Origin of the sequence: Sphingomonas sp. OK281 (assembly GCF_900115295.1) — a bacterium.
Taxonomy (GTDB): Bacteria; Pseudomonadota; Alphaproteobacteria; order Sphingomonadales; family Sphingomonadaceae; genus Sphingomonas.
The window spans coordinates 918,317-932,657 of record NZ_FOVZ01000002.1 but is presented as its reverse complement, the minus strand read 5'-3'; the positions used below and the strand labels follow the sequence as shown (position 1 = coordinate 932,657).

Below are 14,341 nucleotides of genomic sequence, written 5' to 3'. Positions count from 1 at the left end.
CTCGGGGAGAGGGCGGGGGTGAGGGGCGCCGCATACGCCAGCGCCTGGGACAGCCCCTCACCCAACCCTCTCCCCGCAGGGGAGAGGGCTTCAGTAGTTACAAAGTGCGTTCGCGCATCTCGACTTCGAACGTCTCGAGGACGTCGCCGGCCTTGATATCCACGAAGTTCGACGTGAACGTCACGCCGCACTCAAGCCCAGCACGAACCTCGGCGACATCATCCTTGAAGCGACGCAGCGATGCGATTTCGCCCTGGTAGATGATGACGTCGTTGCGCGTGATGCGCGCCTTGAGCGCCTTGCGGATGTTGCCCTCGGTGACGAGCAGACCTGCCGCCTTGCCGTGCTTGCCCGCCGAGAAGACCTCGCGGATATCGGCACGACCGACGACCGTCTCGAACGCTTCCGGCCCAAGCTCGCCTGCCATCCCCGCCCGGATCTCGTCGATCAGGTCGTAGATCACGTCGTAATACTTGAACGCGACCTTCTGGCGCTCGGCGATCTCGCGGGCCTTGGCGTTCGGGCGGACGTTGAAGCCGATGATCGGAGCCCCCGAAGCGGCCGCCAGGGTGACGTCCGACTCGGTGATGCCACCGACGCCCGAGCTCAGCACGCGTGCCTTGATCAGGTCGGTGGAGATCTTGTTGATCGCCCCGACGATCGCCTCGACCGTACCCTGCGTATCCGCCTTCACGACCAGCGGATATTCGATCGCCTGCTTTTCCTTCAGCGCCGAGAACATGCTCTCGAGGCTGGCAGGAACCGATGCGGTCCGCTTGTCGGTCTTCACGCTGCGACGATATTCCGCGACTTCGCGGGCACGCGCCTCGTTCTCGACCACCTGGAACGGATCGCCCGCCTGCGGAACACCCGACAGACCAAGGACCTCGACCGGCATCGCCGGCCCCGCTTCCTTGATCTGCTTGCCCTTGTCGTCGACCAGCGCGCGGACCTTGCCGCTCTCGCCACCGACCACGAAGATGTCGCCGACCCGCAGCGTACCGCGGTTGACGAGGATCGTCGCGACCGGGCCACGGCCCTTGTCGAGCTTGGCCTCGATCACCGTACCCTCGGCCGCGCGATCCGGATTGGCGCGCAGTTCGAGCAGTTCGGCCTGGAGCTGGATCTTCTCGATCAACGCATCGAGGCCGATCTTCTTGGTCGCGGAGACTTCGACGTCCTGAACGTCGCCGCCCATGTCCTCGACCACGATCTCCTCGCTCAGCAGGCGCTCGCGCACCTTCTGGGCATTGGCGCCTTCCTTGTCGATCTTGTTGATAGCCACGATCATCGGCACGCCCGCCGCCTTGGTGTGGGCGATCGCCTCCACCGTCTGCGGCATCAGGCCGTCGTCCGCCGCCACCACCAGGATGACGATGTCGGTGACGTCCGCGCCGCGTGCACGCATCTGCGTGAACGCCTCATGGCCCGGGGTGTCGAGGAAGGTGATCTTCGACTTGTCCTTCAGCGTGACCTGGTAGGCGCCGATATGCTGGGTGATGCCACCCGCTTCGCCGCGCACCACGTCGGTGCCGCGCAGGGCATCGAGCAGCGAGGTCTTGCCGTGATCGACGTGACCCATGATCGTGACGACCGGGGCGCGGGGCTTCAGCGTCTCCTCGGCATCGTCGATCGTGTCGTTGGCCAGATCCTGGTCGACATCGCTGACACGCGTCAGATTGTGGCCGAACTCGGTGACCAGCAACTCGGCGGTATCCTGGTCGATCGTCTGCGTCATCGTGACGGGCATGCCCATCTTGAACAGCGCCTTGACGAGGTCGGCACCCTTCTCGGCCATGCGGTTGGCGAGTTCCTGCACCGTGATCGCCTCTGGGACGACGACGTCGCGGATCTGCTTGGCCTGTGCCTCGCGCGGACCACCGGTGCCACGACGCTCCTTCTCGCGCGCACGCTTCAGCGCGGCGAGTGAGCGAGCGCGTGCACCATCACCATCGCCGAGCGCGCGGTTGACGGTGAGCTTGCCCGAGGTGCGACGATCGTCGCCCTTGCGGTCACGCTGCTGCGGACGCGCAGGCACGGCGTCGCGACGGACGCCACCAGCCGGCGCGTTGACACCAGTCGCGCCGGGGCGAGCCGCGGTCGTGCCGGCATTCGCAGCCGTGGTCGGCGCTGCGGCAGCGGGAGCTGCGACAGGCTTCGGCGGCGGCGGAGGACGCTCGGGACGCGCCACCGGCGAGAACCGGCGCGGTGCCGGGAACGCCGGATCGCGGGTCAGTTCGATGACGGGCGGCGGTGCCGGCGGAGCAACGGGGGCCGGTGCGGGCTTGGGAGCCGGTGCAGGAGCGGCAGCTACCGGAGCAGGCTTCGGTGCAGGCGCAGGTGCCGCGGCAACCGGCGCCGGGGCAGGGGCCGCAGCAACGGGGGCTTCGACCGGAGCAGGCGCAGGCGCTGGCGTTGGTGCTGCGACCGGAGCGGGAGCCGCTTCGACCACAGGGGCCGGTGCAGGCGCCGGAGCCTCGACGGGCTTCGGCGCCTTGGCTTCAGCCTCGGCACGTGCACGCTCGGCGACGCGATTACGCTCGTCCTCGATCGCCTTGGCGCGCTCGGCCTCCTGGCGACGACGCCCTTCTTCCAGCGTGTTCATGCGCTGCTCTTCAGCCTCGCGGAGCAGCTTGGCCTGGCGCTCTTGCGGCGACAGATTGCTCTGCTGCTGACGAACGGGGGCGGGCGCAGGCTGCGGTGCGCGCGCCTGCGGTGCCGGGGCTGCGGGGGCAGCCGCCGGGGCGGGCGCGGCAACCGGTGCGGCATCCGCGACCTGCACGTCGGGCTCGCCCGGACGGCGCAGGACGCGCGCGCGCTTGGTTTCCACGATCACCGTATTCGATCGGCCGTGGCTGAAGCTCTGCTTCACCTGGCCGGTCTCGACCGTGCGCTTCACACCCAAAGGTGCGCGCATGCCAAGTTTCGGCTTCTCGTTGTCCGTGTCGCTCACTCAAATTCCTCAGTCATGTCCACGGCCGGGCGTGTTCCGGTCGATCCGGACGCCTGTTGTATCGGTGGCGCCCCATTTTGTGGTGACGCCGATGCGCCCTGCGAGGCCGTTTCGCAAGACACGGAAGAAGGTTCGGGGCCGATAAAATGCAGCCAACGGTCGAGCGCTTCGCTCACCCGCTTTGCTGCAGCGCGGTCGGTCAGGCCAATGTGTACCACATTTTCCCGCCCCAGCGCCAACGCCAATATGGTGCGCGATACCGGGAGTGCCAACCCCCGCAAACCCGAGCCCTCGACATCGTTGCCGATGCGCCAGGCCTGATCGAGCTTGCGGTTGCCGTCCTCGGCCGCATCGGACGCGTGATACAGCGCCTTCAGCTTGCCCTGGCGTGCGTTCTGCTCGATCCGGTCGGAGCCGATCAGCACCGTGCCGGAGCGCGATTCGAGCCCGAGCCGGTCGAGCGCGTTACGCTCGAGCGCGGACTCGATCTTGGCCGGAAGCTCGGGATCGATGGTGAACTCGCCGGTCTTGAACGCGCGCGAAAGAGCGCCCTTGAGCTTGCCCTTCTTGATCGCGGCTTCGAGCTCGACTCGAGTCACGCCGATCCACGCGCCGCGGCCGGGAGCCTTGGCGCGCACGTCGGGAAGGATCTGGCCATCGGGCGACAAGGCGAGTCGCACAAGATGCGGCCGCACGTCGCGTTCCCCGGAGAGGATGCATTTGCGGATGGGTTCGTCATCATCCCCCTCCCGCAAGCGGGAGGGGCTAGGGGTGGGCACGCGCTCACCCCTATTGCCGCCCTTGGCTTTAGCCTTGGACGCGTGAGACTTGGCCGAAGCGTCGCCCTTGGCCGAAGCCGGGCGCCCACCCCTCGGTCCCCTCCCGCTTGCGGGAGGGGAGGAAGGTAGGGTGTCGGTAGCGCCTAGCGCCTCATCGGGAGGGTTCCGCATGTGCGTCCTCCTGCGCTGGAGTCGTCTTCGGAGCGTCGCGGTCGACCAGCAGCTGGCCACCCGCGCCGTAATTTTCGGTCGAGATTTCTTCGATCACGATCTGCACCGCAGCCGGGTTCTTTCCCAGCCGCTGCACGAGCGACTGGGTGACGTCGGCGACGATGCCGGCCTTCTGGTCCTTGGTGGCGGACCCCGAGATGCGGATGCTGACGAAGGGCATCAGGCCTTGTCGCCCTCGCTCTTCGTGTCGGTCTTGTCCGCCGCGTCTTCAACCACGGCGTCCTCGACCGAAGCGTCGTCCGCCGAAACGTCCTCAGCTACGGCTTCGTCGGCCGTCGTCTCTTCAGTCGCAGCGTCCTCGACCACGGCGTCGTCAGCCGAAGCCTCTTCCACCGGAGTCTCGTCCGCCTCGACGTCGTCAGCCGGAGCCTCGGGTGCCTCGTCCTCGAACCAGTGCGCGCGGGCGGCCATGATGATCTCGTTGCCCTGCTCGTCGCTCAGGCCATATTCCGCGAGAATTCCGCCCTTGGGCTCGGGACGCTTCGGCGCATCTTCATTGCGACGGCGCGGTTCGACGCGCTTCTTCTCGACCAGCTCGTCGGTCGCCAGATCGGCGAGATCGTCGAGCGTCTTGATGCCCGCCTTGCCGAGCGTGACCAGCATCGCCTCGTTGAGATACGGCATGCCGGCCAACGCGTCCTCGACGCCCAGCGCGGTACGCTCTTCGCGGCTCGCGGCGTCGCGACGCTCAAGCGCCTCGGTCGCGCGGTTCTGCAACTCGCCCGCCAGGTCCTCGTCGAAGCCCTCGATGCCGGCGATCTCCTCGACCTCGACATAGGCGACCTCCTCGAGGTTCGTGAACCCTTCGGCGACCAGCAGCTGCGCGAGCGTCTCGTCGACGTCGAGCTCCTTCTCGAACATCGCCGAACGCTCGACGAAGTCCTTCTGGCGCTTCTCCGATGCATCGGCCTCGGTGAGGATGTCGATCGCCTTGCCGGTCAGCTGCGACGCGAGCCGGACGTTCTGGCCACGACGGCCGATCGCCAGCGAAAGCTGGTCATCGGGAACGACCACCTCGATGCGCTCTTCTTCCTCGTCGATCACGACGCGCGACACGGAGGCCGGCTGCAACGCGTTGACGACGAAGGTCGCGATGTCGGGCGACCAGGGGATGATGTCGATCTTCTCGCCCTGCATTTCCTGCACGACGGCCTGAACGCGGCTACCCTTCATGCCGACGCACGCGCCGACCGGATCGATCGACGAATCATGCGAGATGACGCCGATCTTCGCGCGCGAACCCGGATCGCGGGCCGCGGCCTTGATCTCGATGATGCCGTCGTAGATCTCGGGCACTTCCTGCGCGAACAGCTTCTTCATGAAGTCGGGGTGCGCGCGGGACAGGAAGATCTGCGGCCCACGGTTCTCGCGGCGGACGTTGAGGATCAGCGAGCGGATGCGGTCGTTGACGCGCACCACTTCGCGCGGGATCTGCGCGTCGCGGCGAATGACGCCCTCGGCGCGGCCCAGGTCGACGACGACGTGGCCGAACTCAACGCGCTTGACGACGCCGGTGATGATCTCGCCCGCGCGGTCCTTATACTCTTCGAACTGGCGCTCGCGCTCGGCGTCGCGGACCTTCTGGAAGATGACCTGCTTGGCGGCCTGTGCGGCGATGCGGCCGAACTCGATCGGGGGCAAAGGATCGACGATGAAGTCGCCAAGTGCGGCGTCCTTCTGGAGCTTCTGCGCGCCCTTGACGTCGACCTGCTTGAAATAATCGTCGACCGCCTCAACCACTTCGACGACGCGCCACAAGCGCAGATCGCCGGTGTTCGGATCGAGCTTCGCGCGGATGTCGTTCTCGGCGCCGTAGCGCGAACGGGCGGCACGCTGGATCGCGTCCTCCATCGCCTCGATCACGATCGCCTTGTCGATCATCTTCTCCGACGCGACCGAATTCGCGATCGCGATCAGTTCCGCGCGGTTTGCGGTGACTGCCGTGGCCATCAATGCTGTCCTTCTTCGGTGTCGGCCTCGTGAGCATCGGGCTCATCGGTGGGCGTATCTTGATAGAAAACCTCGTCCGCGCCTTCGGTGGAAAGCGGCGCGGTCGCGGCGATGAGTCGGTCGGTCATGACGAGCTTGGCGTCGGCGACCTGCGAAAAGTCGATCGTCATGAGCTTGTGCTTGTTGACGTCGACGGTGATCTTCGTCCCCTCGACGCCCATCAGATTGCCCGAAATCTGCTTGCGGTCCTCGAACGGCTCGACGAGGCGGATACGCGCCTCCTGGCCTTCCCAGTCGGCAAAGTCCTGCAACCGGGTCAGCGGGCGATCGATACCGGGGCTCGATACTTCGAGACGGTACGCGTCCTCGCCGACCGGGTCCTTGCCCTCCGCTTCGAGCGCATCGAACTTGTCCGAGATCCGGCGCGACAGCTCGGCGCAATCGTCGATCACCAGCTGGCGGGTGTCGGGGCGCTCGGCCATCACCTGCAACGTCGGATCGGACTTGCCGCCCTGCATGCGCACGCGCACGAGGCTGAGGCCGAGCGCGGTCGCCTCGGGTTCGATCAGGTCGGTCAGCAGGGCGATATTCGCCATCGAAATTCCAAACAGGGCCAAAGCACAGGTGATTGCCGCCGCGGAGCAAGCCCCGCAGCCTCTTCATCTGGCGATGTAGAGAAGTGGTGCCTCTATACGCGGGGTGGCGCTGCTCCGCAAGCGGGAGCAACCTTCGTTCAGCACGCTGCGTTAGCGCAGGGATTTCCGGGAGAAGATCATGATTCGCAAAACGCTGTTCGCCACTGGGTTGCTGACAACCACGCTGCTCGCCTCGACCGCCTGTTCCGCGCAACCGGTAGCGGCGGGCAAGCCGTTCAAGGAGACGGTGGTCGCCGATTTCGATTCGCCCTGGGCGATGACGTTCCTGCCCGACAAGCGCATGCTCGTCACCGAGAAGAAGGGCCAGATGCTGCTCGTCTCCGCCGACGGCAAGTCGCGCCAGACGGTCGCGACGATCACGGTCGATTCGGCCGGGCAGGGCGGGCTGATGGACGTCGCCCTCGCCCCCGACTTCGCGACCAGTCAGCGCGTCTATTTCAGCTATTCGACCGCCGGCGAGGGCGGCAAGGGCGTCGTCCTCGCGCGCGGTCGCCTGCGTCCGGATGGTGGTGGTGGCGAGCGTCTCGGTGAGATCGAGGCGCTGTTCAGCGCGCGGCCGTTCGTCGAGGGCAACGGCCATTATTCCGGCCGCATCGCCTTCTCGCCCGATGGCAAATACCTGTTCTTCACCAACGGCGAGCGCCAGAAATTCACTCCCGCGCAGGACCCGAAGATGACGCTCGGTAAGGTGCTGCGCCTCACGCTCGACGGCAAGCCCGCCCCCGGCAATCCGCTGGTGGCGAAGGGCTTCGCACCCGAAATCTGGAGCTACGGCCACCGCAACCTGCTCGGCATCGCTTTCGATGCACAGGGCAATCTCTGGGAGCAGGAGATGGGCCCCAAGGGCGGCGACGAGGTCAATCTGATCAAGCCCGGCCTCAACTATGGCTGGCCCAACGCGTCTAACGGCAGCAATTACGACGGCTCCGATATCCCCGATCACAAGCCCGGCGATGGTTACGAGCCGCCCAAGGTGTTCTGGAACCCGGTGATCTCGCCCGGCGGGTTGATGATCTATTCGGGCAGCATGTTCCCGCAGTGGAAGGGCGACGCGTTCATCGGCGGGTTGTCGTCGAAGTCGCTGGTCCGCGTGCACTTGACCGGCACGAATGCGGCCAAAGGCGACCAATGGGACATGGGGGCAAGAATCCGCGAAGTCGAACAAGGCCCGGATGGCGCCATCTGGGTGCTGGAAGACGGCGGCGACTCACAAGGCCGCCTGATCAAACTGACCGCGAAGTAACCTAAATTCCCCTCCCGCTTGCGGGAGGGGTCAGGGGAGGGCGCGACGTACGTACTGGCGTCCAGTCTGTGAGGCACGCCCCTCCCCCGACCCCTTCCGCTAAGCGGAAGGGGAGCAGACGCGCTAGTCCCGCACGATCAGGTAGTTCATCCGCGCGGCGGCGATCGGCTTGTCGCGCTCGCCCTGCCACGCGGTCGCCTCGACATTCGCAACCCGGTTGCCCAACCGAGTCACTACGCCAGCCGCCCGCGTAGGCTTGTCCCTGCCACCCCGCATGAAATCGACCGTGACGTTCACCGGCTTGATCCGGGCTTCAGAGCCAGTGGCACCTTCAGCCTCCAGCGCATGCTGCAAAGCCGCGATCGCCGCCATCTCGAGCAACCCCGAGATCGCACCCCCATGCAGAAACCCCGGCCGCCCCAGCACGTCATCCGCAAACGGCATCAGCAATACCGGCGGCGCACCGTCCTCGGCTTCGACCGAAACGCGCAGGATCTCGGCATAGGGAGGCAAGCCGATCGTCATGCCTCGATCCTTCTGTTGAGACCCATGCCGGCAACATCGCCCACCACCATGAACGTCCCCGCGACATGCGCCAGCGGATCGCTCGGGTCGCCGTCATGCGCCTGCCCGCGTACGAACGCGATCGAGCGCGTGATCCGGTAGCACTCCCCCCGGCCGATCACGGTCTTGCCAGGCGTCGCCGGCCGCAGGTAATCGACCCGCAGGTCCAGCGTGGCATGCGGCACGAACGCGTTGCGCTTTATCCAGATCGCGAGGCTCGTCGCCATGTCCATCATCGTGATGATCGGCCCCGACGCGATCACGCCGCTCGCGCGGTCGCCGATCAGCCGTTCGTCATAGGGCAGCGCAAGCTCCGCCCAGTCGTCGCCATGCGCGTGATAGCGCATCCCCAGCGCGGCGCCGTGCCCGCCGAACCCGCGCGTCGCAAACCATTGTGGATCAAAACCAGCCATCCGCCGCCTCTACACGCCGGGTGCGCGCACGCAACATTGCAGCGGATCGCCGCGTGTAATACCGCCACGCCGCCGGGCGACAGGTCCAACCTGCGGCGCGCGTGGTCGGACGGACCTTAACCGTCGGGCACTTCGGGGACAAAAAGATGCACGGCTGGATCATTCTCGACAAGCCGCTGGGGCTTGGATCGACGCAGGGGGTGTCGGCGGTGAAGCGTGCTTTGCGCAACGGCGGGTATGGCAAGTTCAAGGTGGGGCATGGCGGGACGCTCGATCCGCTGGCTACCGGGGTTTTGCCGATTGCCGTCGGGGAGGCGACCAAGCTGGCCGGTCGGATGCTCGATAGCGACAAGATCTATGATTTCACGGTGATGTTCGGGGTTCAGACGGATACGCTGGATGCCGAAGGGGTAAGCATCGCTACCTCCGACGTGCGGCCGACTCTCGCTGCGGTGGAGGCTGTGCTCGCGCAGTTCACCGGGCCGATTTCTCAGGTGCCGCCGGCGTATTCCGCTTTGAAGGTGGATGGCGAGCGGGCGTATGATCTGGCGCGGGCCGGACATGAGGTGGTGCTCGCGAGCCGGGACGTGACGATTCATTCGCTATCCTCTCTGGTACTGGGAGGGGGACCAGCGCAGCTGGTGGAGGGGGATCTCCGCGAGCGTGACGCGTTTGGCGAGCCCCCCTCCACCCCCGTCCAAGCGGACGGCGGTCCCCCTCCCCGTGCCGGGGAGGATTTGCAGGAGGTCACCCTGCCCCATTCCCCCCTTGAGGAGGTCACGCTCACCGCGCATGTGTCGAAGGGCACCTACATCCGCTCCCTCGCGCGCGACATCGCGATCGCCCTCGGAACGGTCGGCCACGTCACCATGCTTCGCCGAACCAAGGCCGGCCCGTTCGACCTCAGCGCCGCGATATCGCTGGACAAACTGGACGAACTCGCTAAGGCCTCCGCGCTTGAAGATGTACTTCTGCCCTTGAGGGTGGCGCTGGACGACATCCCGGCTCTCTCCCTCACCCCCGACCAGGCAGGGGCGCTCCGACAGGGGCGTATCTTGGCCGGGATCGCCGCAGACGATGGCCAATACTTCGCCGAACTGGACGCTGTCCCGGTCGCGCTGGTCGAGGTCGAGGACGGAGACGTCCGGGTCGTTCGCGGTTTCAATCTGTGATGTCGAGGACATGAATTCATGACGATTACCGCTGAACGCAAGACCGAGCTCGTCAAGGAGCATTCGCGCGCCGAGGGTGACACCGGTTCGCCGGAAGTCCAGGTCGCGATCCTGACCGAGCGCATCAAGAACCTAACCGAGCATTTCAAGGGCCACAAGAAGGACAACCACTCGCGTCGTGGTCTTCTCATGATGGTCAACAAGCGCCGGACGCTGCTGGATTATCTCCGTCACAAGGACGGCCAGCGCTATCTGGATCTGATCGCGAAGCTCGGTCTCCGCAAGTAACCCAAGTAACCAGAGGGGCGGCCGAAAGGTCGCCCCTTTTGGCATCAGGGCAAAAAGAATTTAAACTGGCGGCGCACGCGACAAGCAGCGTACCCCAATTGGGCCCCGGCCTTCGCCGGGGTGGAATTTAGGGAGAGGCAATTCGGCCGATCCCTTTAGGAGCGACAACTCGCTCCACACCGCCGCGGGCCGGCTAAGCCCGCACATAGGCCCCGTTCGCATCTGGCGACCGGAGTGAAGGAAAAAGAATGTTCGATACCAAGACCGTAAGCGCCCAGTGGGGCGGCAAGACGCTGACGCTCGAGACCGGCCGCGTTGCGCGCCAGGCCAACGGCGCAGTCCTCGCCACCCTCGGCGAGACCGTCGTTCTGTGCGCCGTGACGGCTGCACGGACCGTCAAGGAAGGGCAGGATTTCTTCCCGCTCACCGTCCATTACCAAGAGAAGTTCTCCGCGAGCGGTCGCATCCCCGGCGGCTTCTTCAAACGTGAGCGCGGCGCGACCGAAAAGGAGACGCTGACCAGCCGTCTCATCGATCGCCCGATCCGCCCCCTCTTCCCCGAGGGTTTCTACAACGAGATCAACGTGATCTGCCAGGTTCTGTCGTATGACGGCGAGAACGAGCCGGACGTCCTTGCGATGGTCGCGGCCTCGGCAGCGCTGACGATCTCGGGCGTGCCGTTCATGGGCCCGATCGGCGCGGCACGCGTCGGTTATGTCGATGGCGCGTACATCCTCAACCCGACGCTGGAAGAAGCCAAGGCTGGCGATCTCGACCTCGTCGTCGCTGCCACCGGCCAGGCCGTGATGATGGTCGAATCGGAAGCCAAGGAGCTTTCGGAAGAGATCATGCTCGGCGCCGTGCAGTTCGCCCACAAGGCCTGCCGCGAAGCCGCGAACCTGATCATCGATCTGGCCGAGAAGGCTGCCAAGGATCCTTGGGAAATGGCCGAGCAGGCCGACCTCTCGACCGCCAAGGACAAGCTGAAGAAGCTGATCGGCAAGGACATCGCGGCTGCCTACAAGGTCACCGACAAGTCCAAGCGGTCCGACCTGCTGAATGCCGCTCGTGCGAAGGGCAAGACCGCATTTGCAGACGCGTCCCCGCAGGACCAGATGGCTGCCGGCAAGCTGATGAAGAAGCTGGAGGCGGAGATCGTCCGCGGCGCCATCCTCAAGGACGGCACCCGCATCGACGGCCGCACCACCACGCAGATCCGTCCGATCGAGGCGATGGTCCACTTCCTCCCGCGTACGCATGGCTCGGCCCTGTTCACGCGTGGCGAAACGCAGTCGATCTGCACCACCACGCTCGGTACGCGTGACGCAGAGCAGATGATCGATGGTTTGAACGGTCTCAGCTACGAAAACTTCATGCTGCACTACAACTTCCCTCCCTATTCGGTCGGTGAAGTCGGTCGCTTCGGTGCGCCGGGTCGTCGCGAAGTCGGTCACGGCAAGCTCGCATGGCGCGCGCTGCACCCCGTGCTGCCGACCAAGGAAGAATTCCCGTACACGATCCGCGTCCTGTCGGACATCACCGAGAGCAACGGCTCGTCGTCGATGGCGACGGTCTGCGGCGGTTCGCTGTCGATGATGGATGCCGGTGTGCCGCTCAAGCGTCCGGTGTCGGGCATCGCGATGGGCCTGATCCTCGAGGGCAAGAACTTCGCGGTTCTCAGCGACATCCTTGGCGACGAGGATCACCTCGGCGACATGGACTTCAAGGTGGCTGGCACGTCCGAGGGCATCACCACGATGCAGATGGACATCAAGATCGCCGGCATCACCGAAGAGATCATGGGCAAGGCGCTGGCGCAGGCCAAGGAAGGTCGCGCGCACATTCTGGGCGAAATGGCCAAGGCGCTCGACCACACCCGTGAGGAACTGTCGGCGCACGCACCGCGCATCGAGAGCTTCCAGATCGACAAGTCGAAGATCCGTGAAGTCATCGGCACCGGCGGCAAGGTGATCCGCGAGATCGTCGCGCAGACCGGCGCCAAGGTCGACATCGACGACGAGGGCGTGATCAAGGTGTCGTCCTCCGACCCCGCGCAGATCGAAGCCGCGATCAAGTGGATCAAGGGCCTCGTCGAGGAAGCCGAAGTCGGCAAGGTCTATGACGGCAAGGTCGTCAACCTGGTCGATTTCGGGGCGTTCGTGAACTTCATGGGTGGCAAGGACGGTCTCGTCCACGTGTCCGAAATCAAGAACGAGCGCGTCGAGAAGGTGTCGGACGCGCTGACCGAAGGCCAGGAGGTCAAGGTCAAGGTTCTCGAGATCGATCCCCGCGGCAAGGTTCGCCTTTCGATGCGTGTCGTCGACCAGACGACCGGCGAAGAGCTGGAGGACACGCGTCCTGCTCGTGAGCCCCGTGAGGGTGGCGATCGTGGTCCGCGCGGCCCGCGTCGTGATGGCGATGGCGGCCGTGATGCCGGTAACGGCGGCGGCGGTCGTGGTCCGCGCGGCGAAGGCGGCGGCGGCGACCGCGGCTCGCGTGGCCCGCGTCGTGACGGCGATGGCGGCCGTGACGCAGGCGGCAACGGCGGTGGCCGCGGTCCGCGTCGTGACGGCGGTGGCAACGGCGGAGAGCGTGCAGCACGCACCGACGGCGACAAGGCACCGGAGTTCGCGCCGGCGTTCCTGACCGGCGATCGCGACTAAGCCTTTGCGGCCTAACGGCAATTGATGGAGGGGCTCGGGAAACCGGGCCCCTTTCTCATGTCAGGCTCCCTTCGCCCCGTTCCGACTTGAAAGATTGACGTATGTTGGAACGGAGCGGCATGCCGGATGTTCGAACCGCTATGAACGCTATTTCGAAGTCCGTTATCCTCGTCGTCGATGACGATGCCCTGGTCCGGGTCCATTCCAACCTCGCGTTGGAGGATGCCGGCTACGAAGTCGTCGAAGCCAGCAATGCGGCCGACGCCTTGGCGAAGCTCGAAGAGCGACCCGATATTGCCGCACTCTTTACCGATGTCCGCATGCCCGGTGCTCTAAATGGCATCGATCTGGCCAATGCCGTGCACGCGCAACGTCCCGATATCGCGATCCTCGTTACGTCGGGTGCCGATAACGGAGCCAGTGACGCGTTGCCAAGTGCCGCACGCTTCGTGAAGAAGCCCTATACCGGCGCACAACTCAGCAAACTTCTTCAGTTCTGATCGGCCAAGCGAACAGACCCTCATCCGGGTTTTCTTGCCGAATTCGCGACGAACTTCGCGCATCATAAGAGTTGCCGCGTGTCGATATTAGGATCATCCTCCGTCGCCTGAGCATCGACTCGCGGGGGCGGCATGATGGCATCGGTGAACATTGCAGGGTTTACAGGGCGGAACGTCGTGGCGAGCGAGCGCCGCTTCTTCCTTGGCATGGCGATAGCGATCGCCGTCACGGTGATCTTCGGCTTCACGCTGAATGCCGCGCGGATGCACTGGACTTTTCTCGAACTCCCCGGCCAAGTTCATTTGCACGCCGCCGCATTCCTTGCGTGGATCTTGCTCTATGTTGTGCAGAACTGGTTGATCGTCCGAGGTTCGATCGTCCGGCACCGCCAGCTTGGCGTGCTCGGCGCCATTATCGCAGCGTTGATGGTCGTGCTCGGCATCGTGACTACCGTTGCAGCCGTCCAGCAGCACCGGGTACCGCCGTTCTTCCCGCCCGGCGTTTTTCTCGTGCTCGACGTGCTCGGCATCCTCGGCTTCGGAATCCTGACCGCTTGGGCGATCGCGCTGCGGAAACAGGCTGCGTGGCACAAGCGCCTGATGCTGTGCGGGACGATCCTGGTCATGTCGCCGGCGCTCGGGCGGATCCTGCCGATGCCGCTGCTGGGCCAGTTCGCGCCGCTCGCGGTGTTCGCGTCGATGGCGGTGTACGTCATAGTGGGGATGATCTTCGACCTGCGCCTGCGCGGGCGGATTCATCCGGCCTATTACTGGGGTGGCGGCGTGCTGGTCGTGACCAACGTGCTGGTCGGCCCGCTTGGCTTCAGCCCGCCGGTACTGCGGCTGGTCGAGCACCTTGCGGCCTGATCGGGGCGCCTGATCGGCGCTATATGTCGGGATAGTGGGGAGCTTCTGTTGCTCGGTGCCCC

The 14,341-nt window shown here is 65.4% G+C and carries 13 protein-coding genes; 6 read left to right on the top strand and 7 right to left on the bottom strand.

Annotation, left to right across the window (positions count from 1 at the left end; genetic code table 11):
• Window positions 1-97 precede the first annotated feature (97 nt).
• The 5 genes from infB to rimP all read right to left on the bottom strand — a co-directional run bounded on the left by infB (window position 98) and on the right by rimP (window position 6,509).
• A complete protein-coding gene (gene infB, locus BM244_RS10365; RefSeq protein WP_093398795.1) occupies window positions 98-2,953 on the bottom strand; it encodes a translation initiation factor IF-2 in 2,856 nt (951 codons plus the stop codon).
• Window positions 2,950-3,708, bottom strand: coding sequence for a DUF448 domain-containing protein (locus tag BM244_RS10360; protein WP_254784371.1), 759 nt, complete (start codon window positions 3,706-3,708; stop codon window positions 2,950-2,952). The genes infB and BM244_RS10360 overlap by 4 nt, the downstream gene beginning before the upstream one ends.
• Window positions 3,709-3,883: 175 nt before the next feature.
• Window positions 3,884-4,123, bottom strand: coding sequence for a tautomerase family protein (locus BM244_RS10355; protein WP_093398793.1), 240 nt, complete (start codon window positions 4,121-4,123; stop codon window positions 3,884-3,886).
• Window positions 4,123-5,913 (bottom strand): transcription termination factor NusA, encoded by a 1,791-nt coding sequence (gene nusA, locus BM244_RS10350; protein ID WP_175518158.1) that lies wholly within the window; start codon window positions 5,911-5,913, stop codon window positions 4,123-4,125. The genes BM244_RS10355 and nusA overlap by 1 nt, the downstream gene beginning before the upstream one ends.
• Window positions 5,913-6,509, bottom strand: a complete 597-nt coding sequence (gene rimP, locus BM244_RS10345; RefSeq protein WP_093398792.1) for a ribosome maturation protein RimP — start codon at window positions 6,507-6,509, stop codon at window positions 5,913-5,915. Before rimP ends, nusA begins: the two co-directional genes overlap by 1 nt.
• A gap of 178 nt (window positions 6,510-6,687) precedes the next feature.
• On the opposite strand from rimP, the gene BM244_RS10340 reads away from it, so the two are divergent.
• Window positions 6,688-7,812 (top strand): PQQ-dependent sugar dehydrogenase, encoded by a 1,125-nt coding sequence (locus BM244_RS10340; RefSeq protein WP_093398791.1) that lies wholly within the window; start codon window positions 6,688-6,690, stop codon window positions 7,810-7,812.
• A 123-nt stretch (window positions 7,813-7,935) separates the two neighbouring features.
• Here BM244_RS10340 and BM244_RS10335 read toward each other — a convergent pair whose 3' ends face one another.
• Complete coding sequence (locus BM244_RS10335; protein WP_093398790.1) at window positions 7,936-8,337, bottom strand: PaaI family thioesterase; 402 nt, start codon at window positions 8,335-8,337, stop codon at window positions 7,936-7,938.
• Window positions 8,334-8,789 carry a PaaI family thioesterase gene (locus BM244_RS10330; RefSeq protein ID WP_093398789.1) on the bottom strand — a complete coding sequence of 152 codons (456 nt, stop codon included), beginning with the start codon at window positions 8,787-8,789 and terminating at the stop codon, window positions 8,334-8,336. Before BM244_RS10330 ends, BM244_RS10335 begins: the two co-directional genes overlap by 4 nt.
• A 146-nt stretch (window positions 8,790-8,935) precedes the next feature.
• Between BM244_RS10330 and truB the strand changes: the two genes are divergently transcribed.
• The 5 genes from truB to BM244_RS10305 all read left to right on the top strand — a co-directional run bounded on the left by truB (window position 8,936) and on the right by BM244_RS10305 (window position 14,279).
• Window positions 8,936-9,961 (top strand): tRNA pseudouridine(55) synthase TruB, encoded by a 1,026-nt coding sequence (truB, locus tag BM244_RS10325; RefSeq protein ID WP_093398788.1) that lies wholly within the window; start codon window positions 8,936-8,938, stop codon window positions 9,959-9,961.
• Window positions 9,962-9,979: 18 nt separating this feature from the next.
• Window positions 9,980-10,249, top strand: a complete 270-nt coding sequence (gene rpsO, locus BM244_RS10320) for a 30S ribosomal protein S15 (RefSeq protein ID WP_055881152.1) — start codon at window positions 9,980-9,982, stop codon at window positions 10,247-10,249.
• Window positions 10,250-10,497: 248 nt separating this feature from the next.
• Window positions 10,498-12,912, top strand: a complete 2,415-nt coding sequence (gene pnp / locus BM244_RS10315; RefSeq protein WP_093398787.1) for a polyribonucleotide nucleotidyltransferase — start codon at window positions 10,498-10,500, stop codon at window positions 12,910-12,912.
• Between the two features lie 140 nt (window positions 12,913-13,052).
• Entirely contained in the window at window positions 13,053-13,412 is a 360-nt protein-coding gene (locus BM244_RS10310; RefSeq protein ID WP_175518157.1) for a response regulator, read from the top strand.
• A gap of 135 nt (window positions 13,413-13,547) precedes the next feature.
• Window positions 13,548-14,279 carry a hypothetical protein gene (locus tag BM244_RS10305; protein ID WP_139226902.1) on the top strand — a complete coding sequence of 244 codons (732 nt, stop codon included), beginning with the start codon at window positions 13,548-13,550 and terminating at the stop codon, window positions 14,277-14,279.
• The last annotated feature ends 62 nt before the right edge of the window (window positions 14,280-14,341 follow it).

Coding starts and splice junctions, on each gene's coding strand:
- BM244_RS10330 (WP_093398789.1), bottom strand. CDS start 8,789: ATGGCTGGTTTTGATCCACAATGGTTTGCGACGCGCGGGTTCGGCGGG.
- nusA (WP_175518158.1), bottom strand. CDS start 5,913: ATGGCCACGGCAGTCACCGCAAACCGCGCGGAACTGATCGCGATCGCG.
- truB (WP_093398788.1), top strand. CDS start 8,936: ATGCACGGCTGGATCATTCTCGACAAGCCGCTGGGGCTTGGATCGACG.
- BM244_RS10355 (WP_093398793.1), bottom strand. CDS start 4,123: ATGCCCTTCGTCAGCATCCGCATCTCGGGGTCCGCCACCAAGGACCAG.
- rimP (WP_093398792.1), bottom strand. CDS start 6,509: ATGGCGAATATCGCCCTGCTGACCGACCTGATCGAACCCGAGGCGACC.
- rpsO (WP_055881152.1), top strand. CDS start 9,980: ATGACGATTACCGCTGAACGCAAGACCGAGCTCGTCAAGGAGCATTCG.
- BM244_RS10335 (WP_093398790.1), bottom strand. CDS start 8,337: ATGACGATCGGCTTGCCTCCCTATGCCGAGATCCTGCGCGTTTCGGTC.
- pnp (WP_093398787.1), top strand. CDS start 10,498: ATGTTCGATACCAAGACCGTAAGCGCCCAGTGGGGCGGCAAGACGCTG.
- BM244_RS10340 (WP_093398791.1), top strand. CDS start 6,688: ATGATTCGCAAAACGCTGTTCGCCACTGGGTTGCTGACAACCACGCTG.
- BM244_RS10310 (WP_175518157.1), top strand. CDS start 13,053: ATGAACGCTATTTCGAAGTCCGTTATCCTCGTCGTCGATGACGATGCC.
- BM244_RS10305 (WP_139226902.1), top strand. CDS start 13,548: ATGGCATCGGTGAACATTGCAGGGTTTACAGGGCGGAACGTCGTGGCG.